General features: G+C 26.9%; 24 protein-coding genes and 1 pseudogene. 2 read left to right on the top strand and 23 right to left on the bottom strand.

Going from position 1 to position 24,433, the window contains the following annotated elements; translation table 11 throughout:
* Position 1: 1 nt before the first annotated feature.
* From CLOACE_RS04135 to cobU, 3 genes are all read right to left on the bottom strand, one after another.
* The gene (locus tag CLOACE_RS04135) at positions 2-379 is read right to left on the bottom strand and encodes an ArsR/SmtB family transcription factor (protein WP_070109788.1); all 378 of its coding nucleotides are present in this window, start codon (positions 377-379) and stop codon (positions 2-4) included.
* A 395-nt stretch (positions 380-774) separates the two neighbouring features.
* Positions 775-1,536, bottom strand: coding sequence for an adenosylcobinamide-GDP ribazoletransferase (gene cobS / locus CLOACE_RS04130; RefSeq protein ID WP_070109787.1), 762 nt, complete (start codon positions 1,534-1,536; stop codon positions 775-777).
* A 25-nt stretch (positions 1,537-1,561) separates the two neighbouring features.
* Positions 1,562-2,107, bottom strand: coding sequence for a bifunctional adenosylcobinamide kinase/adenosylcobinamide-phosphate guanylyltransferase (gene cobU, locus CLOACE_RS04125; RefSeq protein ID WP_070109786.1), 546 nt, complete (start codon positions 2,105-2,107; stop codon positions 1,562-1,564).
* 288 nt (positions 2,108-2,395) lie between these two features.
* Between cobU and CLOACE_RS04120 the strand changes: the two genes are divergently transcribed.
* Positions 2,396-3,310 (top strand): MBL fold metallo-hydrolase, encoded by a 915-nt coding sequence (locus CLOACE_RS04120; protein ID WP_070109785.1) that lies wholly within the window; start codon positions 2,396-2,398, stop codon positions 3,308-3,310.
* A 143-nt stretch (positions 3,311-3,453) separates the two neighbouring features.
* On the opposite strand, the gene CLOACE_RS04115 is transcribed toward CLOACE_RS04120, so the two are convergent.
* The 15 genes and pseudogenes from CLOACE_RS04115 to CLOACE_RS04045 all read right to left on the bottom strand — a co-directional run bounded on the left by CLOACE_RS04115 (position 3,454) and on the right by CLOACE_RS04045 (position 19,330).
* The gene (locus tag CLOACE_RS04115) at positions 3,454-5,139 is read right to left on the bottom strand and encodes an ATP-binding protein (protein WP_070109784.1); all 1,686 of its coding nucleotides are present in this window, start codon (positions 5,137-5,139) and stop codon (positions 3,454-3,456) included.
* A gap of 154 nt (positions 5,140-5,293) precedes the next feature.
* Entirely contained in the window at positions 5,294-6,655 is a 1,362-nt protein-coding gene (locus tag CLOACE_RS04110) for a sensor histidine kinase (RefSeq protein ID WP_070109783.1), read from the bottom strand.
* Positions 6,643-7,305 (bottom strand): response regulator transcription factor, encoded by a 663-nt coding sequence (locus tag CLOACE_RS04105; protein WP_070109782.1) that lies wholly within the window; start codon positions 7,303-7,305, stop codon positions 6,643-6,645. The genes CLOACE_RS04110 and CLOACE_RS04105 overlap by 13 nt, the downstream gene beginning before the upstream one ends.
* A 55-nt stretch (positions 7,306-7,360) precedes the next feature.
* Positions 7,361-8,137 (bottom strand): lantibiotic immunity ABC transporter MutG family permease subunit, encoded by a 777-nt coding sequence (locus CLOACE_RS04100; protein WP_070109781.1) that lies wholly within the window; start codon positions 8,135-8,137, stop codon positions 7,361-7,363.
* Entirely contained in the window at positions 8,137-8,886 is a 750-nt protein-coding gene (locus CLOACE_RS04095; protein WP_070109780.1) for a lantibiotic immunity ABC transporter MutE/EpiE family permease subunit, read from the bottom strand. The genes CLOACE_RS04100 and CLOACE_RS04095 overlap by 1 nt, the downstream gene beginning before the upstream one ends.
* 2 nt (positions 8,887-8,888) lie before the next feature.
* Positions 8,889-9,593: a lantibiotic protection ABC transporter ATP-binding protein gene (locus tag CLOACE_RS04090; protein WP_070109779.1), complete on the bottom strand. Its 705-nt coding sequence runs from the start codon at positions 9,591-9,593 to the stop codon at positions 8,889-8,891.
* A gap of 182 nt (positions 9,594-9,775) precedes the next feature.
* Positions 9,776-10,318 (bottom strand): GIY-YIG nuclease family protein, encoded by a 543-nt coding sequence (locus CLOACE_RS04085; protein WP_070109778.1) that lies wholly within the window; start codon positions 10,316-10,318, stop codon positions 9,776-9,778.
* A 103-nt stretch (positions 10,319-10,421) separates the two neighbouring features.
* A complete protein-coding gene (locus CLOACE_RS04080; protein WP_070109777.1) occupies positions 10,422-11,831 on the bottom strand; it encodes a hypothetical protein in 1,410 nt (469 codons plus the stop codon).
* Positions 11,832-12,431: 600 nt separating this feature from the next.
* Positions 12,432-12,650: a DUF4351 domain-containing protein gene (locus CLOACE_RS04075; RefSeq protein ID WP_070109776.1), complete on the bottom strand. Its 219-nt coding sequence runs from the start codon at positions 12,648-12,650 to the stop codon at positions 12,432-12,434.
* A gap of 46 nt (positions 12,651-12,696) precedes the next feature.
* The gene (locus tag CLOACE_RS04070; RefSeq protein WP_070109775.1) at positions 12,697-13,500 is read right to left on the bottom strand and encodes a hypothetical protein; all 804 of its coding nucleotides are present in this window, start codon (positions 13,498-13,500) and stop codon (positions 12,697-12,699) included.
* 433 nt (positions 13,501-13,933) lie between these two features.
* Positions 13,934-17,311, bottom strand: a complete 3,378-nt coding sequence (locus tag CLOACE_RS04065) for a DEAD/DEAH box helicase (protein ID WP_070109774.1) — start codon at positions 17,309-17,311, stop codon at positions 13,934-13,936.
* Positions 17,301-18,128: a Hachiman antiphage defense system protein HamA gene (locus CLOACE_RS04060; RefSeq protein ID WP_101495382.1), complete on the bottom strand. Its 828-nt coding sequence runs from the start codon at positions 18,126-18,128 to the stop codon at positions 17,301-17,303. Before CLOACE_RS04060 ends, CLOACE_RS04065 begins: the two co-directional genes overlap by 11 nt.
* Before the next feature lie 347 nt (positions 18,129-18,475).
* The gene (locus CLOACE_RS04055) at positions 18,476-18,694 is read right to left on the bottom strand and encodes a DUF4351 domain-containing protein (RefSeq protein ID WP_070109773.1); all 219 of its coding nucleotides are present in this window, start codon (positions 18,692-18,694) and stop codon (positions 18,476-18,478) included.
* Positions 18,695-18,740: 46 nt separating this feature from the next.
* Positions 18,741-18,932 (bottom strand): annotated as a pseudogene (locus tag CLOACE_RS04050) (hypothetical protein); the annotation flags it as partial.
* The gene (locus CLOACE_RS04045) at positions 18,926-19,330 is read right to left on the bottom strand and encodes a gamma-glutamylcyclotransferase family protein (RefSeq protein ID WP_070109771.1); all 405 of its coding nucleotides are present in this window, start codon (positions 19,328-19,330) and stop codon (positions 18,926-18,928) included. The pseudogene CLOACE_RS04050 and the gene CLOACE_RS04045, both read right to left, overlap by 7 nt.
* A gap of 147 nt (positions 19,331-19,477) precedes the next feature.
* On the opposite strand from CLOACE_RS04045, the gene CLOACE_RS04040 reads away from it, so the two are divergent.
* Positions 19,478-19,969, top strand: coding sequence for a hypothetical protein (locus CLOACE_RS04040; protein WP_070109770.1), 492 nt, complete (start codon positions 19,478-19,480; stop codon positions 19,967-19,969).
* A gap of 223 nt (positions 19,970-20,192) precedes the next feature.
* Here CLOACE_RS04040 and eutM read toward each other — a convergent pair whose 3' ends face one another.
* From eutM to CLOACE_RS04015, 5 genes are all read right to left on the bottom strand, one after another.
* Positions 20,193-20,483 (bottom strand): ethanolamine utilization microcompartment protein EutM, encoded by a 291-nt coding sequence (gene eutM / locus CLOACE_RS04035; protein WP_070109769.1) that lies wholly within the window; start codon positions 20,481-20,483, stop codon positions 20,193-20,195.
* Between the two features lie 68 nt (positions 20,484-20,551).
* Entirely contained in the window at positions 20,552-21,202 is a 651-nt protein-coding gene (locus tag CLOACE_RS04030) for a phosphate propanoyltransferase (protein WP_070109768.1), read from the bottom strand.
* A complete protein-coding gene (locus CLOACE_RS04025) occupies positions 21,202-22,800 on the bottom strand; it encodes an acetaldehyde dehydrogenase (acetylating) (protein WP_070109767.1) in 1,599 nt (532 codons plus the stop codon). Before CLOACE_RS04025 ends, CLOACE_RS04030 begins: the two co-directional genes overlap by 1 nt.
* A gap of 34 nt (positions 22,801-22,834) precedes the next feature.
* Positions 22,835-23,563 (bottom strand): BMC domain-containing protein, encoded by a 729-nt coding sequence (locus CLOACE_RS04020; RefSeq protein WP_070109766.1) that lies wholly within the window; start codon positions 23,561-23,563, stop codon positions 22,835-22,837.
* Between the two features lie 20 nt (positions 23,564-23,583).
* Positions 23,584-24,246 (bottom strand): cupin domain-containing protein, encoded by a 663-nt coding sequence (locus CLOACE_RS04015; protein ID WP_070109765.1) that lies wholly within the window; start codon positions 24,244-24,246, stop codon positions 23,584-23,586.
* Between the last annotated feature and the right edge of the window lie 187 nt (positions 24,247-24,433).

The following is a 24,433-nucleotide window of genomic DNA, read 5'->3' as shown; positions in this document are numbered from 1 at the left end:
GCTACACCTCTCTCTCCCCTTTAATGTGTTCCAAACCTTGTCCAAATATATTTTGTACATGTTGGTCATCCAATGAATAAAATACGGTTTTACCTTGTTTTCTATACTTAACAAGTCTAGCTGCCCTCAATATTCTCAATTGATGAGATATAGCTGACTGATTCATTTCCAATATATTGCTTATATCACAAACGCATAATTCCTCTAATGACAAAGCATATAGAATTTTTATTCTAGTTGGATCTCCCAACACTTTAAAAAAAGAAGCTAACTCCTTTGTAATCTCCTTTTCTATCATATTACTTTTAACCTTATCAACAGACTCCTTGTGAATAACATTACAACTACATACTTCTATTTTATTTTTATCATTTTTCACTTAATATCACTCCTCACTTTAATATATGAATATATGTTCATACGTTATATTTAGATATTAGCATACAAATCCATAAAATGCAATAAAAATTTTAGTAATAAAAAAGATATTTAGATGAAGAATATAGTATATAAAAAAGGAATATAAATAAGGGCGGTAACAGCTTTTATAAATAAATCATTTCATTAAGAGACTCTAAGAATTAAAAATCAAAAAAACCCCTACCTCTTTCAATTCCACGTCCTGTGGATGAAAGAGCTCAGCACTTCCTGAGCTGAATTACGGAGTTTTTTTATTTTTTATTCTAAGACTCTCTAAAATTTATTCTAATAATTTATAAAAGCTGTTACCGCCCTTATTTATATTCCTTTTTTATATACTATATTCCTTACCTATTATAATATTACCTTTGCAGTGGCTAAAAGTACTGTTAAAACAAAAATTTCTATTATTTCATTATTAGCTCCAAAGCTGTCTCCTGTGATACCTTTTATATTGTGGAGACAAAATCTGTTAAATAAGAATGTTACTACAAATACTAATGGTATTATTATTGCAGTGTTGACTACTCCTAAAAATAATGAAGATAAAACTATGGTTGTAATAAAACTTATAAGGAATTCTCTTTTGCCTATATTTCTTATAAATAAATTTCCTGTGCCAGATTCTTTTGCAGGTACACCTAGTGCTGCTAATATAGTAATTGAAAATCTTCCTATTATAGGTACACCTACTATAAAAAATCCATCATAGCTGGAAAGCAATTCTACCATACATTCATATTTAAATAATATGTTAAACACTATAGCTATGCAAGCAAAAGCCCCTACTCTACTGTCTTTCATAATTTCTATTACTTTATCTTTTCCTTTACAGGCAAAAAATCCATCACAAGTGTCTCCAAATCCATCTATGTGAAAGGCTCCTGTTATGAGTATGCCTATTAGTACTACAAATAGCATTACTATTTTAGGTGGTAGTATTTTCATAAGTGCAATATAAACTATCCATTGTATCATTCCTACTGTAAATCCCACTAAAGGAAAAAAAGCAGTTCCATTTTTAAAGTCTTCTTGGCTGCAAGGTAATTCTAATTTTATAGGTATTCTAGTCATGAATTGAATCATAAGTAAAAAGTTTTGAAAGTGTTTTCTCATTATGTCCCTCACCTCATATAGTTTATCATTTGATTTTCAAAGGTATACCGCAAGCTACTAAATAAACATCATCACTTAAACTAGCTATGTAGCTATTTATTTCTCCTGCTATATCTCTAAAAACTCTGCTAATTTTATATTCTGGAACAATTCCATATCCTACTTCATTAGTTACTAATATTATTTCTTTATTTTCTTCTTTTACTTGTAACAATAGTTTGTCAAATTCCTTTTTTATTTCATTGTATAGTTTTTCCGTATCATCTATAGAAAAGTTATCGTAGTCTTTATGTAATTCAAACATTAAATTAGTAATCATTATTGTAACACAATCTAATAATATGTATTTTTCTTCATGATTCTTTACTACATTGTTTAAGTCCTTAAAGGCTTCTACTGTTGTCCAGTTTTGGTTTCTTCTCTCTATATGCCTTTTAATTCTGTTTTCCATTTCTTTATCTGTAACTATGGATGTGGCTATGTAAAGTACATTGTTTTGATCTTTTAATAAGCTTTCAGCAAAACCACTTTTTCCGCTTCTTGTACCACCAGTTACTAATGTAATTTTCAATTGGTGTCCTCCTTATTGTTTTTATTTTTACACTATTATCTATTACTCTTAATACCTATAAGTTTACTAAACATGTCTTTAGTTGGCAAATATAAAATTAAAATAATACTTTTAATTATAAAAATTAATCTCACTAATTTCATTTATCATTATCTATATATTGGAATATTTTATTTATTTTTAATATACTAAATAATAATAAGTGAGCTTATTATATTACTTTAAAATATGATATAATTTTAATTATTGTTAGTACTTTAATAACACCTGAAAACTGGAGGAAATTACATGGAAATTATAAAAGTAAAAGGAAATACTTTTTGTATTGATACTGGTATGTCATATATACCTTTTTATAAAGTTAATGATGAAGAAATTATTATGTTAGATTCAGGCTTAGCTAAAGAAAGAGAAGGCATAGATAAACTTTTAGAAAAAAACAATTTTAAAGTAATTGCTATAATATGTACTCATGTTCATGTGGATCATACAGGAAATGTTTCTTACTTAAAAGATAAATATAATTCACTTGTTGCCATGACTGGTTACGATGCTTTTTTGAGTAGTTCCGCTATTACTCTTAAAACTCACTATATTAATCAAACATTATCAGAAGTAAAAACTGATTTTGGACATATGATTTGCAAAGCAGATATTATTATTGGGGATAATCAAGATAGTGTTTCTATAAACGATATTAAATTTAAAATTATTCATACTCCTGGACACAGTGCCAAACATATATGTATTATAACCCCTGATAATGTGGTATATTTAGCTGATGCTCTTGTAAGTTCAGAAATTATGGAAGGAGCAAAACTACCCTATTCATTTGCACTTACAGAAGATTTAAAAAGTAAACAAAAACTTCTTAAATTAAAATGCAGCAAATACATAGTATCACATAAGGATGTATACACCTCTATTAGAAAACTTATAAATGAAAATATAAAATTTTATAAAAGCATAGCTTCCAATGTTTATAACATTATAAATGCTTCCATGACTTTAGAAGAAATTATAAAAACTATTATTGAAGATTGGAATATTAGTGTTAAAAATTCAGGTAAATATTTAGTTATAGAGGAATCATTAATGCCTTATATTGAATATTTAAAAGAAATAGGAATGATTAAATTAATTATGGAGGATGGAGTTCTTAAATATACTAGGAATTGTGTGGAGATTAGTAAGGCATTGTAGTGAAATGTTTTTAAATCATACTTGGGATATTTACTTCCCCTTTCTTTCTATAACTTCACTTAATTAACTTCTAATATAATCCTTAAAACTAATCAAATTTGCTTAAAAAGCCTTCACAATGTGAAGGCTTCAAGGCCATTTAACTAATAAACATATACTTCATTTTTTCCTACAACTATAACTAATATGGATTTCAATATAGAATCTCTTACACTTTCATTTATCATTTTACTATTTTCATATTTCTTTAATTGTTCTAATCCCTCTTTTTTTATGGATTCTAACTTTTTCTTTTCAGATTCTTTTATATATTTAAGTTCTATCAACCACTCATATTTTGTATATTCTTTAAACTGTATTTTTGTTTTTAGATATATATCTGAATATCCACTATTATTTTCTAATTCACTATTTATTAAATAAGTATTATCTACTGCAAACAAAGTAAGCAATATCATCTTTACATACTTTTCGTCAAATCTCATTAAATCTCTATTTGATAAATCATTAAGTATGTTTTTAAATTCTTCTATAAATGTTGTAATTTCTCCATCAATTCTCATTTTTGATATACTGTCAGCTATTTTACTATTATCTAATCTTATACTCTTGTTTATCCTATCATAAAATTCTTCCCAATATATATTTTTTATAACATAGTTAGGAATACCTAATATAACATTATTGGCTTCTACACCTTTTATAGTTAACATTCCTAAATAAAAAAGAAGTGATTTAAAATTTTCTGTATTATCATACATTGAACTAATATTAAATTTTTCTACTAATTTGGTCTTAGTTTTTCCAGTATTCATTATATCTGTTATTAAAGAATCGTCTTTAAAATTAATAGCTAATCTATTTATTCTTCCATAATCAGTTCTTACATTGAAATCTATCATTTCTTCTGGATACCTCTTATATCTTAAATAGTTTTTTAAAAAATACATAGTCATATCGGGATTAAATATTTTTTCGCCATTTTTATTAAATTTATATCCATTATAATAAAAGGTCATATCTTTTATTAATTTGTCTTTTTCATTTTTATCTACATCTATTTGTTCTATAATCATTTCTAATTCTTTTTTAGTAAATCCAAAAACTGAATTTAAATTTTCTTCAATAGTTAAATTTTCAGTTATATTAAATCCACTAGTTAAATCATCAAGCATTATAGGACTTACGCCTGTTATAAATATTCTTTTAAAATTATCATTTGTACAATCTTTTATGGCTTTATAAAAAGACTTTACAAATCCTTCTCCATGAAGTATAGATTCATAAGTAGATTTTCTATCCCCTGTTATTAGTTCATTAGCAAAGTTATCATATTCATCTATTAAAACAAATATCTGTTTGTTTATTTTACTAGCTAAAAGCGATACATATTGAACTAACATTTCCGCACTTTCTACTTCTTTTGGAATATTTTTATCATCTAATAGATTTGAATATTCATTTATAAATTTTTTTACAGATAAAAGAACTTTTGTGTTAAAACTTTTTCTAAGTTCCTCTTCTCCATTTCCTGTATCTACTCCAGCGAAACTTATTTTCCAAACAAGAAATTTATTTCTATATTGTGTAGGATTTTTTCCTATGTACAAATTCCCAAAAATATTATCAAATTCATCTTTTTTATTTATATCATAATAAGATTCTAACATTGAAATAAAAAGACTTTTACCAAATCGTCTAGGTCTTATAAAAAATTGATAAGGAGCAAAATCTTCTAGAATTTCTATATATTTAGTTTTATCTACATAAAGGTAGTTATCTTCTATTATTGTTTGAAAATTAGATATTCCATAAGGAATTTTCTTCATTATAAAGCACCTCCATTGCTTATATTTTACCACAATTAGTAGTTAAATAAGTAATGACGATAAAAGAATATATATTGGTTGTTACTTGAAGTACGAGCTAAAAATACCGTAAATTTTATTTCCCCTATCTATTTTATGTAGTGTATACAAAGTGTTATATTGGTAAAATTAATATAACCTTTGCACCTTTAAGTGATTCGGAGTTCTTTAAAATTATACTTCCATTATGTTTTTTCATAATTTTTTTTGAAATATACAACCCCATTCCATAATGATTTTTTGAATTTCTACTTTTATCCCCTTGAAAAAACTGATCTGTTGCAAAACTTATTTCTTCTTTTGTAAAGCCCTTTCCTGAATCTTCAATTATAAATTGTATATTTTTATCATCAGAATCAACAGTTAATAATATTTCCTCATTATTTAAACAATAATCAATGGAATTTGAAATAATATTATTTATAACTCGTTTTAGTGCTATTTCATCTACAAAAATAAATTCTGGTATATTTTTAATTTGACTTTTAAAATTTAAATTCTTATTTTTACTAATTAAACTTGCACTCTTTGTTATATCATCTATAAAATCCATTACGTTTACTTGCTTTTTTTGTATTACAGCTTCCTTTTCTGACCTTGTAATTTCTATTAAAGATTTAATATAAAATTCCATATTTTTAATTTCATTTAGAGTAGCATCATTGAATTTAATTTGCTCAACATTTAAATCTGATTCTCCTAAAAGTTCTGAATTTCCCCTGATTATTGTTAAAGGTGTTTTTATATCATGAGCCAATGCTCCTATTTGTTCCTTGCGAGTTTCTTCCATATCCCACTGCTTAGTCAGTGACTCACTGAGCTTAGTTTTCATCTTATTCAATGCATTAATTACATCATTTATTTCTACTATATTAGAGTATTGTACTTTAAACTCTAAGTTTTCCATTTGTATATTTTCTGTAGTATCCTTTAAAATTTTCATTTCTTTTTTCAATCTTTTTTGAAAGCATTTTGAAAAAATAATAATCTGTATAACGAATAAAGCAAATAATACTATAAGCCAAACACTTTGAAGATTTTTAATATATTTTCTCAAAGTCGGATTTGCAAAACTTATATCAATAATATACTCTACAACACAAATTTCATTATTTCTTTGAATAATCTTATAAAAATACTTTCCATTGCTTATTTTATTATTTTTTACAACATTCCACATATCTAAAGCTTTATCTTGTGAAACATTTGCTTGAAGTGTTTTTCCATTTAAATCATAAACTGCATAATTACATTCTTCAGGTATTAATTTCTTTACATCTTTAGCTTTAGCTATTTCACTTCTTTGATTTTCAATTTTTCGTTCATAATAATTTGCTGGTAATATAAAACCTTTATTTAAACCAATGAAAAATAACCTTAAATCAATTACTGCCACACTAATTGTAACCATACAAAAGACAACTACATATATTGCAAAAATTTTAGAAATACTTTTTTGCTTCTTTATTCTTTCCACTTATACCCTATCCCCCAAACTGTTTCTATAGAATTTATTCCTATTATCTTAAGCTTACTTCTAATATTCTTAATATGTTCTACAATTGCTGTTGTATCACTATTTCCATAAACTCCAAATACCTTTTCATATATTCTTTCTTTAGAAAATACTTGTCCATGATTCATAGCTAAATATTCACATATACTATACTCGCTTTTTGTAAAAGGTATTAATTTTTCATTATAATATGCCTCTTTTGAAGTTATATTAAATTTCACATTAGATACAGAAAAAGCGTTTTGTTTTTCTCTATGTTCACGTCTTAAATGTGCCGCTACTCTTGCTCTTAGTTCACTAATACCAAAAGGCTTGGATATATAATCGTCCCCTCCCAAACTTAATCCCATTACAATATCTTGTTCCATGGTCTTAGCTGTCAAAAATATTATTGGACAATCAACTAAATTACGTATTTCCTTGCAAAGAGAAAAACCATCTATTTCTGGCATCATTACATCAAGTAAAATTAAATCATATTTTAAATATTTATCTTTTGAAAGACATGTGGGATTAGAAACTGTAGTGACAGTATGTCCTTCTTTTTCTAAAGCACTTTTTACAATAGTTAATATTCCTTCTTCATCATCTATAGCTAAAATATATGCCATTTTAATCCCTCCCACATCTATTATAAGTTATATTCCCATAAAATCCGATTCTTTATTATTCATTTTCTCTACCTTCGAAAAAGTTAAACCATATTCCGAATAAAATCCCTAAAACAATGGTAAAAATAATGCAATTTCTGAGTCCTATGGCATTAATAGAAAGTCCTGTATTAAAATCAGCTAACTCATTAAACACATCTATAGAATTAGATTCTTTTATAAAAAAATTATTGCAAAATCTAACAGACCATGCACAAGGAATCCATTGCCATATTCCATCACCAAGTCCTGTAATAATTAATGCTGAGAACAAACTTTCAAATATTCCCATTCCTATAGATGCTCCACTTCCAAACTTAATGCTTAACCACAAATGAAATAAATATATAAATATCTGTGCTACAAATATTAATAAAGTTAAAATAACATAAAACTTAAAAGGCAGTATATTTTGCTTTAAAATATATTCAAATCCAATAAAAAATCCACCTACAGCTAAGCTAAGTGAAAACAACCCCATAACAAGTACAACTAATATCTTGCTTAAAAGGCATATTCCCTTTCCATATTCTATTGATAACATTTCTTTAAATTTTCCTGCCATTACTTCCTGTTCTATTACAGTTGAACATATAATTCCAATTAACACTGGAAATACTAATGATAATGCATCTAAATAACCATTTACCTTACCTATACTTCCCAAAATTGAAAATGAATAATACCATAAGAACATGAGTATGCCTATAATTGGCAAACAAATATGAATCCAATAAAATGGAGTATGTTTCATTTTTATAAAATCTGCCTTCATAAGGCGTAAAATCTTCATTATTTTACCTCCTGTCTTTCATACCATTTAGCTGTTAAATAAGTAATTACTATAAATAACACTATAGAAACTCCAATTCCAAGTGGTATTGATGATGTATTTAAAAGTTCTGGTGTGAATGTTATACTACCTTCCTTTGCTAAAAGTCCGTTTGGAAGAATCCTTAATATAGGACACATAAGTCTAGATGTATATGAAAAAGGATTAATCCACCAAAATTTTTTCACTGCTATAACTGTAGAAAATATATTTGTTGCGAAACTTAGTATAATAGTGGGTAATATTCCTATTTTATTTCCAAGAAAAAACCATAGTGGAATCTGCCAAATTGATGTAATAATCATAACTAAAATCCCTATAAATCCACTTAACATTGAAATGTTAGATTCACTTCTCATTGGAATAACAAACACACTTAACTGGCCTGCTATAAAAATAATCATACAAGAAATCACTATATTTTTTACTGCAACTAATATTTTAGCAATCCACACTTTTTTTAAATCTACAGGCAATGCCATTATTGATTTATTTTTCATAAACCCATCTATCTTATATAAAAAACATCCCTCTATAGCAATAACCCCTGGAAGAATTGAAGTATACCACCAGTTATAAATACTCACTTGAAAATAATTTGATGTTAAAAAAACTGAAAGGAGAATCACCATTATTGGGGCTATCCATACTAATCTCTTTACAAATTTACGCTTTATCTTCATATTTTCTGAAATAAAGTATGAAACCATAATTACTTCTCCCTCCTATATTTTCCTGCAATATTCATAAATAATTTTTCTAAATCTTCTCCTCTTTTTAACTCTCCCTCATATCCAAGAACTCCACCTGATATAATTCCAATATGGTCAGCTATTTGTTCTACTTCACTTAATATATGACTTGATAATATTACTGTAATGCCTTTACTTGGAAAAGAACGTATAAGTTCTCTTAATTCTTGTATTCCAAAGGGATCAAGTCCATTAGTTGGTTCATCTAAAATTAAAAGTTTTGGACTATTCAGAAGTGCAATGGCAATTCCTAATCTTTGTTTCATACCCGTAGAAAATTGTCCTGCTCTCTTTTTTCCTGTGTCTTCAAGTTCTACTATACTTAATACTTCATCTATTCTTGAGTCTGGTAATCCAAATACCGTAGTTCTAACCTTTAAATTTTCTTTTGCTGTTAAATTTTCATACAAAGGTGCTGACTCTATTAAAGAACCAATTTTACTAAGATCCTTTCTACTCCATTTATGTCCATCAAATAAAACTTCACCTGAAGTTAGTCTAAGCATTCCTGTAATCATCTTTAATAATGTTGATTTTCCTGCCCCATTTGGTCCAAGTAATCCATATATTGAATTTTTCTGAACTGATATTGAAACATCCTTAACCGCCTTTTGCTTTTTAAATGTTTTACACAATTTTTTTGTCTCTAAAATGATTTCGTTCATTTATATCATCCTCCCTATAATTAAATACTAAACCCTAATTATAAGGAATTTATAAGGAAATGAAATTTAACACTTATACAATAAAAAAACACCTATCTTTTAAAGATAAGTGTCTTAACCGTTAATTATATTTATTTAAATTAATCTGTACGAACTAATTTATTAACTACTAATAGTATGTATTATCTAGTTCGTAACTGAGATAATTGTTTTCTAAAAGCTCTATTCTTTTCACTTTTATTATCTTTTAAATTTAAAGGTGGTTCATACGTGTTAATTAAATATATTTCAAACTCCATAGGATTATCAATTGTAACAAAATGCATTATTAAATTATCTTTCATCCATTTTGATAACTTTTCCTCGTGTTCATCAATAAACTTATATTTTAAATTATTTATTTCACTCTCATATTCTTTTTCAAAACCAAACAATACTCCCAAGCTTTTTCGTAATGTAGAAATTCTAGCTTTTCCATTAAAATGATTTTTATAATCTCGTCTTCTTATACTTTTTACCTTTGAAGTTGGTCTGCCAGCTATTCCTACATAAATAACTGGTAATCCATCAACGTATGAATATTCTAATTCCTTCATTCTTTCTGGTAAAACATCAGTATTTTTTGCACATATTAAATAGGCTCCTGCTTCATCTGGTAATTTAGTGGGCATGTCTATTGTAGGGATAAAAGTATTTTGTAATAATTTATTTAATAACTCTTTCAAATTGTTACTCAGCCTCCTTTATGATGGTAACTTCTATAATCGCTATACTATGTCCGATAATATAATATCTATACATTATTAGTCTAATATGAGCATAAGTATCCTATAAAACAAATTCAAATGTTGTCCGTTCAATATTATAATCACTACGAATCCTCAAAATATATCCCCAAAGGCTAAATAATACTGGCTTAACATTTTCTGAAAAATCATTAAATGTATTATTAAACTCAGATTCAATAATTGCTGAATCTATTCCGTAGAATATTTCCTTTCCCTTAGTAATAGCTTTTTTCTTGATATTCTCTATGTTATCAGTAATAAGATAGGAGAATAAATTCAAAGTATCCATTGCTTGGTATAACAATTCACCGTTACTATAATCATCAGAACTTAGAACATTACATAGCATTAGAAAGGTTTTACAAAGTGATAACAATTCCCTATATGGATAAATGGCATGACCATTATAATATTTATTTTCGAGTTTCTGAACAAACTCATCGACTTTATTAATTTCTTTATTCCTATTTTTCAACAGCTTACTTAATTCAACTTTAACTGGACTAGTTACTTTAAATAACCTTGTTAATTTTTCACAATATCCGTCCTTTAACTTTTTAGCCGGTAATACAATATTAAAATAATTCCACTCTTGTGCATTTTCAATTGCCGAAGAAGTTGTATACGCTACACCATCATAATTGTTATGTTGTCTTATCCAAAGCAACAGTTGTTGCGGAAAAATATATTCTTGTATAAATGCAGAATCTCTATTTGCAACTTGTACTGAACAAGCTGTTCTTATAGGGTTAGTTACTAAATATTTAATAAGATATAAATCAATTTTATCATGCTCATCGGGGTAATTGTGATACCAGCAAATTGCACTACTAACTAAATCCAAAGGATTTTCAATAAAATTTATAAGTCTTATTTTTTCTTCATTAATAAAATTAAAAGCAAATGAACTATAACTAAATTTTTTAGGCATTCCACATTCAAACCAACAAAGTTCCAAACCTGTAGAAAGGTATAGACAAGGATAACCTGATATACTATATCTATATGACTTGATTAGCTGTCGTTTATCAAAAGGTATATGAAACATATCTAACCGAGAATATTCATTTTCTCCTTGCCTAATTCTATAAAGACTTTTAAATTTTTCATGTCCTATAGGACCAATTTCTTCAACATATAGATAACTCTCTACTTTTTTCATCATTTGGTCGAAATGTTCATAGAGAACTTTCATATTAGCTGAATCATACAAATCAAATGTTCTAATAATATTACTGCACAATTCTATAATTATTGGTAATTTTTCTTCTATCAAGGAATAACAATCAACTCTTAACTTACATTCTGAAGTTCTATGTAACGCAAACTTTAGTGCATGAATATACTCATCAAAATATCCCGACAAAAACTCTTTTATCGGCTTACCATTTCTAGATACTGGAAGCCTATGTGTTATTATCACATTATAAATATTATCTTTAGCAATCATCAAACCACCTCTTTCATTAGAATAATAAAATTTATTTGCTTTTGTTATCCTACAACCTTGTCCATTAATAATAACACTATAAGTAATCAAGTGTATAACATGCAATTTGATTAAAAGTTAATTTCAATGTAATTTCAATCACTTCACTTCTTCCTGCATTATAAACTACAGAAACTATTACTTTTTTAATGTTTAATGTGCTTCTTAGAATTTTTGTAATTAAGAAGATTATTCTTTGAATACACTTTTGTAATTAGTGTTATAATTTTTTGAAAAACCAAGTTCCTATTATAGACATTATCTGCATTAAAAATATTTATATATTAATGCTTGTCCTATACACTAATTAATCTATAATAATATAATTACCATAATTAACAATATAATCTCAAAATATATTAACAATCATTATAATCCTTTATTTTTCAAATTATACCATAATTATATCAAATTAATACATAATATCCAATATTAATCATAAATATAATAAAAAATAAAACCTTTTAATTCATAATTATCATCATTATTTTATATAAAACAAAATGCATCGGCTTTACTACCAATGCATTTATCCATCAAAATTATATTTACTTTTATTCTTTAAAAATATTGCTCTAATTCCTCAATTGACTTTAAATCAAATATATCCATTGCAATAAGTTCTATTGTTTCATTCGGAAGCGTTTTTATTTTTTCTTTATACTCATTAGGTACTTTTTTAAACTTCTTCATTAATTGCTTAATTAATAGTTCTGCTTTTCCTTGAACTATACCTTGTTGAAATCCTTCATCTATCAAACTTTCACCAAGTTTGCTCATCTTCAATTTCTCCTTATAAGTAATTGTGCTACACTAATAATAATTTTTATTTTAATACTTTTCTTATTAATTCAATTTCATCAATATCTAAATCTGTTAAATCTTTTATTGTTTCATTATCCATTCCTTTTTTTATTGCTTTTTTAACTATTTCTATAGTCTTTTCATTCTTTCCTTCATCTATCAAACTTTTACCAAGTTCAGTCATTCTCAATTCCTCCTTTACTTTTTCCAAATCTTTTCCGCTTAGAAATTTATTTGCAAAAGCATATAGTATAGATTCCACATCATATTTATAATCTTTATTAGTGTCTTTGACTATATTTATAGCATTAATTATTTTGTCTACTGTACTTATATTTCCTCCCATTATAGGAGTAAATGTTAAAGATATAATATCCTGTTTTGTGATTTCCATTCCAGATTTTATTTTATCTACAATGTCATTATATATTTTATCTCCATCTTTATTTGCCATAGATATTGAATTTACTCTAAATTCGCTTATTCCTGTTTTTAATGTGTTTTCTGGATTTTTTATATTTCCTGAATAAACAACGTAAGTGCAGACATCTTTTCCTATTTGATGACTTAAAAGTGCTTCATAGGCTCTAAATCTTCTTAAATCTATTTTTCCTTTATTGGTTGTTTGAAATTCAAAATGTATAAAAGTATCATCTTCCATTAAAAACGTGTAATCCATAAACAAATTTTTAGTTTCTAAAACAACTAGTTCTGTTGGCCCAAGTTCTTTAACTTTTTTGTCTATTCCAAAGAATTTTAGTCCTTCCTCTGCAAAAAGATCCATTGCTCTTTTCATTATTAAATCTTCATAGTTTGTAGGCTTCATTAGTTCACCATCCTAGCTTGTTATTATATCTTTATTTTAATTGATTAATGATTATAATTCAATTGAAAATAAATTATGATTACCTAAATAAAAAGAGCTTCTTCTTAATAATTGAAGATAACTCTAAATATTTTTAAAAACTAAATTTTAAACTTTTTTATTTATATATCAGTTGAATACTCTACTTGATAATCTCTCAATTATTCTAAGTATTATTTTCTATAATTTATATACCCTATAAATTGATAAACATACTTGTATTATGTTTTAGATATATTAAAAATATTTGCATTTTCCTCATATTACATCAATACCGGTAAGTTCAGTTAAACTCACATATATAATATTTAAGTTTAATGAAATTTAGATTCACATTTACCATATCTAATCCCCCCATATTAGTAAACTTATTTTTTACTTCTATTAATTTTTATTACTCAAGAATTATGTACGGATTATTTGATTTAAGTAACCATTTCTCCTCTGATATACGCTCAAGCCAAATTCCTTTAATATTTGCAATACTATCAAACAATTCTTCTTTGTGTAGATAAACTTCACATTTTATCTTATAATCAAATGTACTTACATAATATTTTTTATTAATTTTTTTTATTAAAAGTTTATTTACCCCTAACAATTCACCTCTAAAAAACTTAAATCTAAACCCCTTTATATGTTTTTTTATTTTATATTTATTATCTAAATTCAACACGTTTAACCATTTCTCTCCTTTATTAGAAAAATCAATGCCCACACTTGTTACATTTTCAGATATATATAATAGTTTATTTTTTACACTTCTAAGACTTAAATCATTATCTAAATCTAATTTATTCGAAATTTCTACCGAAGTTTCTCTTGTCCTTATTCCTGATAAATATATTTTAGCACAATTAATATTAGGCAATCCTAGTTCCGCTAATAAAGATATATTTTCTATAACTTTACCTTCATCTTCATATCCAAGTTTTCTTACTCTTTTAGCTAATGAATTTGTTATCCAAGGAAATTGAAAACCATAGTATTCATCATAAATTTTTTGTGCATATTTATTAGTTTTATTTATTAATATAATTGGTGAGCCACTAAACCATAATCTTCTAATATTTTCAATATCTATTTCTTCAACAATAAAATCATTTATATTTTTAGTTGGTAAACTACATATAATTTTATCTAAATATTTAACTATTTTTAAAAGTGAATTAATATCTTGATTGGAATTTATAAAATTATTAACTTTGCTAATTATATCATTTGTCATATTGGAAATAGAAATACTTACTCTTAACGGTACACTACTACTAACAAGATGTGCCCACTTTAATGGATTTCCAGCTATTTTTAAAACTCCTTTATTTCTAGCTTTAAGAATTTCAATTATTTTTATTTCATCAAAATCTCTTTTATTTATAGACTCTATATATGCTAAAGAACCTCTAAAACAATCATCAATCCACGATGAACTATCATCTAGAGCAAAACTATTATATTTTATATTTAAAGATAATAATGTATCATCGATTAAGTCAAACTTATTTCTCATAAAATCACAAAACTTTGCAATATTATCTTGTTTAGACACTATAATTTGATTTTCAGCTATAAGTTCTAGCAAATTATTATAATCAATACCACATTCAATTGAGACTTTGTAAATACCCTTAAGTAAAAGATAAACACCACTTACCGCTTTTTCAATATTAGATTGTTTATAATAATTTTTCATTTCTTTGTATTGCTTATATATAGACCAATTTTCTTGATTTCTATTAATAGCATATAAGATTTTACCTTCAGTATCTACAAAAGCTCTTCCTGCTCTTCCTGCAATGTTCCAAAAATCCTTAACATCTACAACTTTATCTTTATCCAAATATATATTAGAAATAATAACAGTTGAAATGCCTATATTAACTCCCTGAGCTAATGTTGATGTTGCTATAATTATCTTTGGTGTTCCGTTTCTCATTAATTTTTCTATACTTAATCTTACATCAGTTGGAAGTTTTGAACTATGGCATATAATTCCTTGTGACACAAACTTTAAAAGTTCCGAATTCATTCCATAAGCTTCTTCACATACTAATTTAAATAATTCATAATCATTTTGATTATTCCACTCATGTGTAATTTTAAAATCTTGCATAACTTTGCTAACAATTCTTGCTTGTGATAAAACCATATTTGATCTTCCAACATATATTAATACCGAACCTAATGAAAGTAATTTAACGGCAGTAGCAGCAACGGCTTCTTTCTTATTAGAAGGTAAATACACAGCCTTGTATCTTTTACCTGTTTTTGTAATCCTTTCTGGCTTTACTAGTCTAGGTTCAATAAAACTTTTATTAAATGATTCAACAATACCAAACCATTTAACATTAACGGTATTCTTGTAAAAGTCTAAAACCCCTAAACGTTGTGATGATGGTCTCCAATTTGAACTTGCAATTAATTTTTCATCTCCAGTAATCCATTTTGCAAAATCAGTTAAATTAGGTAATACAGCAGATAAAAGTACCATTTTTCCACCATTTATTTTGAGTGTAGCTTTTAACTCCTCAATAAACAATTCACTTATAATATATCTATCTTGCATACCAACTAGATGACCTTCATCAATAACAACCAATTTAAGTTGATTAATAATTTCATCTGTAGATCGAATAATTGCCTTTGCTTTTTCCGGTGTTGCAATAATAACGTCTGAGTATTCAACTAATGTTCTATCAATTTGTGTATATTGAGTGCTTCCATATAAATGAGATACATTATATCCTATAATTTCTAATATACTTGATAATGAAATTTCAACCTCATATGCTAATGATCTAAATGGAGCAATATATAAACATTTAGAATTTTCATTTTCAATTAAACTTTTTAAAATTGCAATTTCAGCAATTTTAGTTTTTCCTGAACTCGTAGGAATACTAATTACAGCACCCTTTTTAGATGATATTTGTTCTAAACAATTTAATTGTGATTTAAACAGTTCTATAATAGGTTTCTGTTTATATATATTTATTAAAATATAATCTTTTACTCTTTTATTATTTCCATCATCTATTAATGGTAATATTGTTCTCCATAGCGAAGTATAATTATATTGGCTATTAATTAAGGATAACAATCTAAAAATCCACCATAAATGTGGTTCTTGATTTATGCTAGAAAGTTCAATTAAGTCACAAATTATTTCTTTTGCCTTTTCTAAAGATTTTTGGTTACCAGAATAAATGAACTGAATAATATTAATAAAGTACAAAGATAAAATCTTTATATAGATTTTATCTTCAAAATTTGTATTATCTCCTTGAATATTTTGATTAAACTGAATCTCATCAAGAAGAATTTGTAGTTTTGATAAATCCTTTATTAAAAATAACTTGATCAATTTTGCTATTAATGTATCAAAATCAAATTTTTTAAGAATAATAAATGCTTTTGAATACTGGGATGATGTATAATATGCAAGTGCACATACAATTCTAAAATATATTCTATAGGAATTTTCACAACCATTAAAACAATATATATGTTCTAAAACAGAAGCTGCTTTTTCTAATGAATAAGCAGCTTCATCTTTCATATTATGAATAAAAAACGAATATCCGTACATTAGATAATTAACAGCTATGTTAGTACATTTCTCATCTAACCCTTTTGTATAATTAGGAAAATTTTCTCGAATCTCATTTACATTATATAAAATATATCTTGAATTTGCTTGTGCTATAAAATTTTGTATAGTGTCATCTTTTTCATACTTATCAAAAAAATATAATACTTTATCAATATTCATATGGAAAATCTCCTTTAATCTTTTCTTTTGCTCTTTCAAATGATTTATTTAATAAATCTAAAACATTATCCACATTTAAAGTAATCATAATAAAATCTTTATTTTGAGAATTCATATGCTTTTCAACTGAAACATGTGCAGAATAATCTGATAAAATAAAACCAATATTTTTAATATCTATTTTGCCTTTTGACAAAACTGTTTCAATTTCAGAAATCTTATCAGATAATTCATGATTTCCTTCATCATATAGTCTATCAGCAATAAAGCTTAATGATATAGGTAAAGTTAGTTTTGTGGCAAAATTTTTTGATATTTCATCAACTACATTTTTTCCAGCTTTCTTTCTAAACTTACTCTCTCCAAGTAATATTTTTTTATCATCTACAAGTAATACATCGTCACCTTTCATAGATTGATCAACATTAGGATTATATCTTAATTTATAAAACACAATATCTATTCCTGATGTATCATGAAGATATTGTGTCAAAATAACTTCTCCTAAATTCCCCTTTTGGGTTTTATCAGTTAAGGGGAAAATATGTAAACTATCTGCATACTCATGAAATTCATATTTTTTAAGAAGTACCTTTTTTTTATCCAATAAATCTTTTTTTCTACGTGTCAAATGAAAATTAATTAACCATTTTGCTATTTCTTCTATAGCTTGATCGGTACAATCTGAATTTTCAATCAACGAACGATGTATCTTTTTTTCTGTACAATCCATATCGTTACATATAAGCCAATCAGCAAAAATACTATTTTTTATTGGATGTTTACCAATCATTTTATCTTGTTTTGTGCCTATCAACTAATACACCATCTTTCAACTTCACATTATAGACATTATCTGCATTAAAAATACTTATATAAAAATATTAAATATTATTACATTTTATAAAAAATAGTTTGTCCTACTCTAATTAATCTACAATAAAACAATTACCCTAATTAACAATAATTGCAATCCTTTATTTTTCAGATTATACCATAATTATATCAAATTAATACATAATATCCAATATTAATCATAAACGTAACAAAAAATAAAACCTTTTAAGATCTACTACAATTATCATCATTATTTTAAATAAAACAAAATGCATCGGCTTTATTACCAATGCATTTATCCATCAAAATTATATTAAATTTTACTCTTTAAAAATATTGCTCTAATTCCTCAATTGAATTCAAGTCAAATATATCCGTTGCAATTATTTCTAATGTTTCTTCTGGAAGTGATTTTATTTTTTCTTTATATCCATTTGGTAACTTTTTAAACTTTTTCAATAACACTTTAATTAAAAGTTCTGATTTACCTTCTTTTATTCCCTTTTCAATTCTTTCTTGTATCAAACTTTCACCAAGTTCAGTCATCCTCAATTTCTCCTTATAAGTAATTATTCTACATTAATAATCATTTTTATTTTAATACTTTTCTTATTAATTCAATTTCATCAATATCTAAGTCAGTTAATTCTTTTATTGTTTCATCATCCATTCCTTTTTTTATTGCTTTTTTAACTATCTCTATAGTTTTCTCTTTTTTTCCTTCATTCTTTCCTTCATCTATTAAACTTTTCCCCAATTCAGTCATTCTCATTTTTTTTACCTTCCTCTAGCAGATTCCAAATTATCCAAACACAATCCCCAATTTTTATATCCTTCAACAATAATATTATAATACTCTTCTTCAGGTTTCTTTAACCCCTTAACCACCATAACATATACAAATGCATTATATTCTTTGCCGCTTTCATCTGTAACTTTTACATCTACTTTTTTATAAAGGTCTGGGTATCCTTCATATATATCAAGATTTTTTATATCAATTTCGGAGACTTTATAAATTGCACCGTGAACAGTTTGTCCTTTATTTTCTATAACATCCGCATATTTATTAAATACTAATTCATAATCTTTAAGGGTAACTTTGGCTACTGGTATTGAATCTCCACATCTTTGTTTCATTTGAATTTTATTAAGGTTACTTCCATAAGCAAAATATAACATGTTAAAACCTCTTTTCCAGTTAATTTTATATAATAACTATAACAAATTAATTATAAATTATCATCTTAAAATTAAGCATATATTACACAAAAAATTAAAATTCACATAAGCTATATATAGTAATTTAAATAATCTTGGAGGAATAAAATGAAAACATTTCAGTATTTTAATGGCGTGATTACTATGATTAATGACTTTGAAATATATGGAGATCCAAACAGCTCTGGTTGTTATAAATTAATATCTGTAGAAAATGGATATGGTAATTTAGTAAATTTTGTAGTATCCCCTTCTACTTATTTTGTAGATCATGTTATGGTAAAGATAGGAGATATGGTAACTGGATTTTATGATGCAAATGCACCTGTTCCTCTTATTTACCCTCCTCAATTCCAAGCAATTGTCATGGCTAAAAATGTACAAAATGAAAATGTAAAAGTAGATTACTTTGATAGTCAATTAATTAGTAGTGATAATGAATTAAAATTAAATATTGGTCCATCTACACAAATATTATTAGAAAATGGGCAAGCTTTTACAGGTAATCCTGCAAACAGAAATCTAATTGTGGTTTATGGCCCTACAACTAAAAGTATTCCTGCTCAAACTACACCATATAAAATTATTGTTATGTGTTAATTTTTAAAATTATAGCTTATTTCCAAATTTAAAAGTTAAAGGAGTAAAACATATAAGTTAGATTCTTATTTTCACATTTATATTTACTAATATTTTTCATAACTAAAGAGTAAAAATTTAAATATTTCACCTTTTAATTTGTTATATAATAAGTAGCTAAATAACATCATAACAATAAAAACGCCGCTAAATAACTTTAGCGACGTTTTACATTTAAATTAAATTATTTTGCAATTTCTTTTGATGATGGAAGAATTACTTCAACTTCTGAGTGTGGTCTTGGTATAACGTGAACTGATATTAATTCTCCAACACGTTGTGCAGCAGCAGCTCCAGCATCTGTAGCAGCTTTAACAGCTCCAACATCTCCTCTAACCATAACAGTTACAAGTCCGCCTCCAACATATTCTTTACCTATTAAATATACATTTGCAGCCTTAACCATAGCATCTGCTGCCTCTATTGATCCTACTAATCCTTTAGTTTCTATCATTCCTAATGCATCATATTTCATTTTAAAATCCTCCTAATTATCATTTATTTTTTATTTTTTATTTATTTAAATTTTTTATTTATATACATTTATTTTACTATTGCTACTCTTGATTTTGAGTTAATGCTCATAGCATTAGCTTCTTCAATGTCTAAGTGACATTCTAGCTTTGAGGAATCATTGGCTCTTATAGCTACATTATTGTATATTCCGCCTCTTAAATCCTCAAATTTTATTGATACTATTTGTCCATCATGTACACCTAAATTTTTAGCATCTTCAGGTGTCATGTGAATATGTCTTTGTGCAACTATTAACCCTTCGTCAATTTGAACTGAACCCTTAGGTCCAACTATTGTAATTGGAGATGTTCTTGCTAAATCTCCAGATAATTTTACATGTGGTACTGTTCCAAGTTTAATGCAATCTCCAGCTAATACTTCAACTTGAGTCTTACTTCTTATAGGACCTAGTATTCTAACTTTTTCAATTGCACCTTTTGGTCCACAAATTGTTACAGTTTCCTTGCAAGCATATTGTCCAGGTTGAGATAAGTCTTTGATTTTCACAAGATTATAATCTTTACCAAAAAGAATATCTAAATCCTTTCTTGAAAGATGAACATGTCTATTTGAAACTCCTACTGGAATTCCAGATGGATCTTTGTGAACTGCAGTACTTGTATCTTTGCTTTTAACAGCTTCTAATAACAGCTTTAATACTTGTTCCAAATTATCCACTAGTTTTTTCCTTTAATAGCAGAAACTATTTGATTAACTAAATCTAAAAGTTCTTCATTTTTTGTGCTTTCACTGCTACATTCATTACAATGAGTAGTATCTTCAACACAATTAGTAACTTTATTTAAAGCTGCTGCAGCTGCTGCAATTTGAGCTGGACTCATGTTCATAAATTGATTTTGGACTCCATGACAATTTGGGTTAGTTTTTATGCAATTGAAAGTTGGGTCATTAGATGCTAATGTGGTACAGTCTTTTATACCATAAGCAACTCTTTTTATGTTTATAAGGTGTTCTGGAGTAACATTTTCAGATACTGAACTTCCTCCCCAAGTACCACATCCTAAAGTAAATGAAGGATTAAGACCTGTACTTGCACCTGTTCCACCTTGAGTTCCACCAGTATTAACAAGAATACGAGAAGCTGGCTTTCTAGCAAACTTCATAACCATATCTCTATCTTCAGTGTGGATGCTCATTGTATGTCCAATTCCGTTTTGAAGTAATTCAATGCTTAATTCACATGCTTCATGCCAATCTTTTACTGTATAGAATGCAAGAACTGTTGTAAGTTTTTCATAAGATAATGGGTTACCTTCACCTACTCCATTTTGCTTTCCTATAAGTACTTTTGTTCCTTGTGGAACTATAAAGCCTGCAGCATTTGCAATAACTTGTGGACTTCTTCCAACAAATTTAGCATTCATGCTATGTCCATTTTTGAATAATAATTTACAAACTTTATCAGTTTCTTCTGCTGTCATGAAGTATCCACCTTGTTTTTTGAATTCTTCAACAACTGCATCATGGTTACATTCTTCACAGATTATTGATTGTTCTGAAGCACAAATTGTACCATTGTCAAAAGTTTTACTTGCCATAATGTTTCTAACAGCTTGTTGAACATTTGCAGTTCTTTCAATATATGCTGGGGAGTTTCCTGCACCAACACCAAGAGCTGGTTTTCCTGAACTATAAGCTGCTTTTACCATTCCAGGTCCACCTGTAGCTATTATTATAGAAACTTCTTTGCTTTTCATTAATTCATTTGTAGCTCCAATTGTTGGAATAGTTACAGCACTTATAATGTTTTCTGGTGCTCCAGCTTCAATAGCTGCATCTCTCATTAATTCAACTGCTTTAATAGTACATTTTGCAGCAGATGGATGTGGTGAAAATACTATAGCATTACGAGATTTAATTGAAATTATTGATTTAAAAATTGCAGTAGAAGTTGGGTTTGTTGAAGGTACTATACCCATAACTAAACCAACTGGTTCAGCAATTTCTATAAGCTTCTTTTCTTTGTCTTCTTTAATTATGCCTATAGTTTTCATATCTTTAATTGAATCATATAATACAGTAGCTGCTAAATGGTTTTTAAAAGTTTTATCTTCAACTTTACCAAAACCTGTTTCTTCAACTGCCATTTGTGCTAAACAAACAGCATTTTCTTCTGCTACTCTAACCATATTACGTATAATTTTATCAATTTGCTCTTCATTATAATCAGCAATTTTGTCAGCTGCTATTTTTCCAAGTCTAGCAAGGTCTCTTGCTTGTTGTATTGAGCGCAAATCCTTATCGAAATTTTCCATTATGCATTACTTCCTTTCGTAAAACTTACAATAACTAATTTTTCTCATAATATAATTTGAATTTTGTAATTAATGTATTTTTGCCTGCCTTTGAAATTGTTCTGCCTGTAATTACAAAATCTTTATATTCACGAGCTAGATTTCTAAGCTTAACAACTTTTAATTTAGATAATATCAATATGGCTTTTTCTATACCATTTTTACTTACTAAATTGTCTATATCTTCTTTATGAAGATTATCTAAATTTAATTTATGCAGTTTATCTTCTGCATATTGTTGATTTTCTTCAATATTATCTTCAGTTTGTTCTACATCTTCTATTTCATTTACTTCTTCTTTTTTTTCTACTTCAACTAGATTATCTATATTCTCTATATTTTTCACTTCATATATTTCTTCTATTTTTTCTGCATCTTTTATTTCATCTGCATACTCTACATTATCTGTATTTTCATAAGATGATGGTTCTTCTAAAACTTCTTCTGATGTTTTAGGGCCAATTATGCTTTCCAATTCCTCATGAGGACGTGGAATTACATGATCTGAAACTAAAAATTCTTCACCAAGTTTTTTTACAGCTGCTACTGCAGCTTCTATAGATGCTTTTACTGCACCTACATCACCTTTAACTGAAACTGTAACAAGACCTCCACCTACATAAGCTTTTTCAATAATACTTACATCTGCTGATTTTACCATTACATCTGCTGCTTCAACAGCTGCAAGCAATCCTTTTGTTTCTATTAAACCAAGCGCTTGCATAGTTTAATCCTCCTAATCTTCTATAAAAGATCCGCCCAGTTTGCTGGATATGTTGCATAAAATACCCTAGCTTTGTCTGGAGAACCCCAAACTACTTTAGAACCTGATGGTACAAATAATACATCTCCTGCATGAGCTATGTATGTCTTTCCATTGATTTCAATAGTTAAAGTTCCTTCAATAACATAATCAATTTCTTCGTAAGTTAATTCCCAATCAAATTTTGAATTTTCGATAATCAAAAATCCAGCACTGATTTTTGATTCATCTTTGCTTATTAATTCTTGGAAAAGAACTTTTGCATTTGGGTTACCTGTATCAAATACATCCATCTTTACTGTATTTCCTCTAACAACTTTAAGTCCAGTAGCATCACAGTCAGCTTCATATGGAAGATTTTTTTGCTTTAAGCATTGAAGCATTTCTTGTAACATACCCTTGTCCATCATTGTTCTAAATAATTTAAGCATCATTTCACTATCAATGTCCTCTATGCTTATATTCTTTTTTGCATCTGCAGTTTCTGCTTTAGGAGCAGGAGATTGTGTTGTGAATATTATTCCATTATTCTTTGCAATATCCTTAGCTGATGGTGTAATTATTTCAGTACCATCTATATAAAATAACTTTTCATTATTTGATATTAATGGTTCAATGTCCTTTGCACAGATTAATCTTTTCATGTATTCACATCCTTTCAAACGATATTTTGTGTCTATATAAATCTTAAAATAGTATAATTAGGTTCATTGTAAAATTAAATGCAACAGATAAAAAATATTAAAACCATAGTGAAAATCATGTATGATATAGGTGTTGAGTATAAACATACAGGAGGTTTTCACTATGGTTCATGATACTGATTATAAC

It is taken from the genome of Clostridium acetireducens DSM 10703 (genome assembly GCF_001758365.1).
GTDB classification, from domain to species: Bacteria; Bacillota; Clostridia; order Clostridiales; family Clostridiaceae; genus Clostridium_C; species Clostridium_C acetireducens.
Note: the sequence above shows the minus strand (reverse complement) of the source record. Positions and strands in the feature narration are given on the sequence as shown.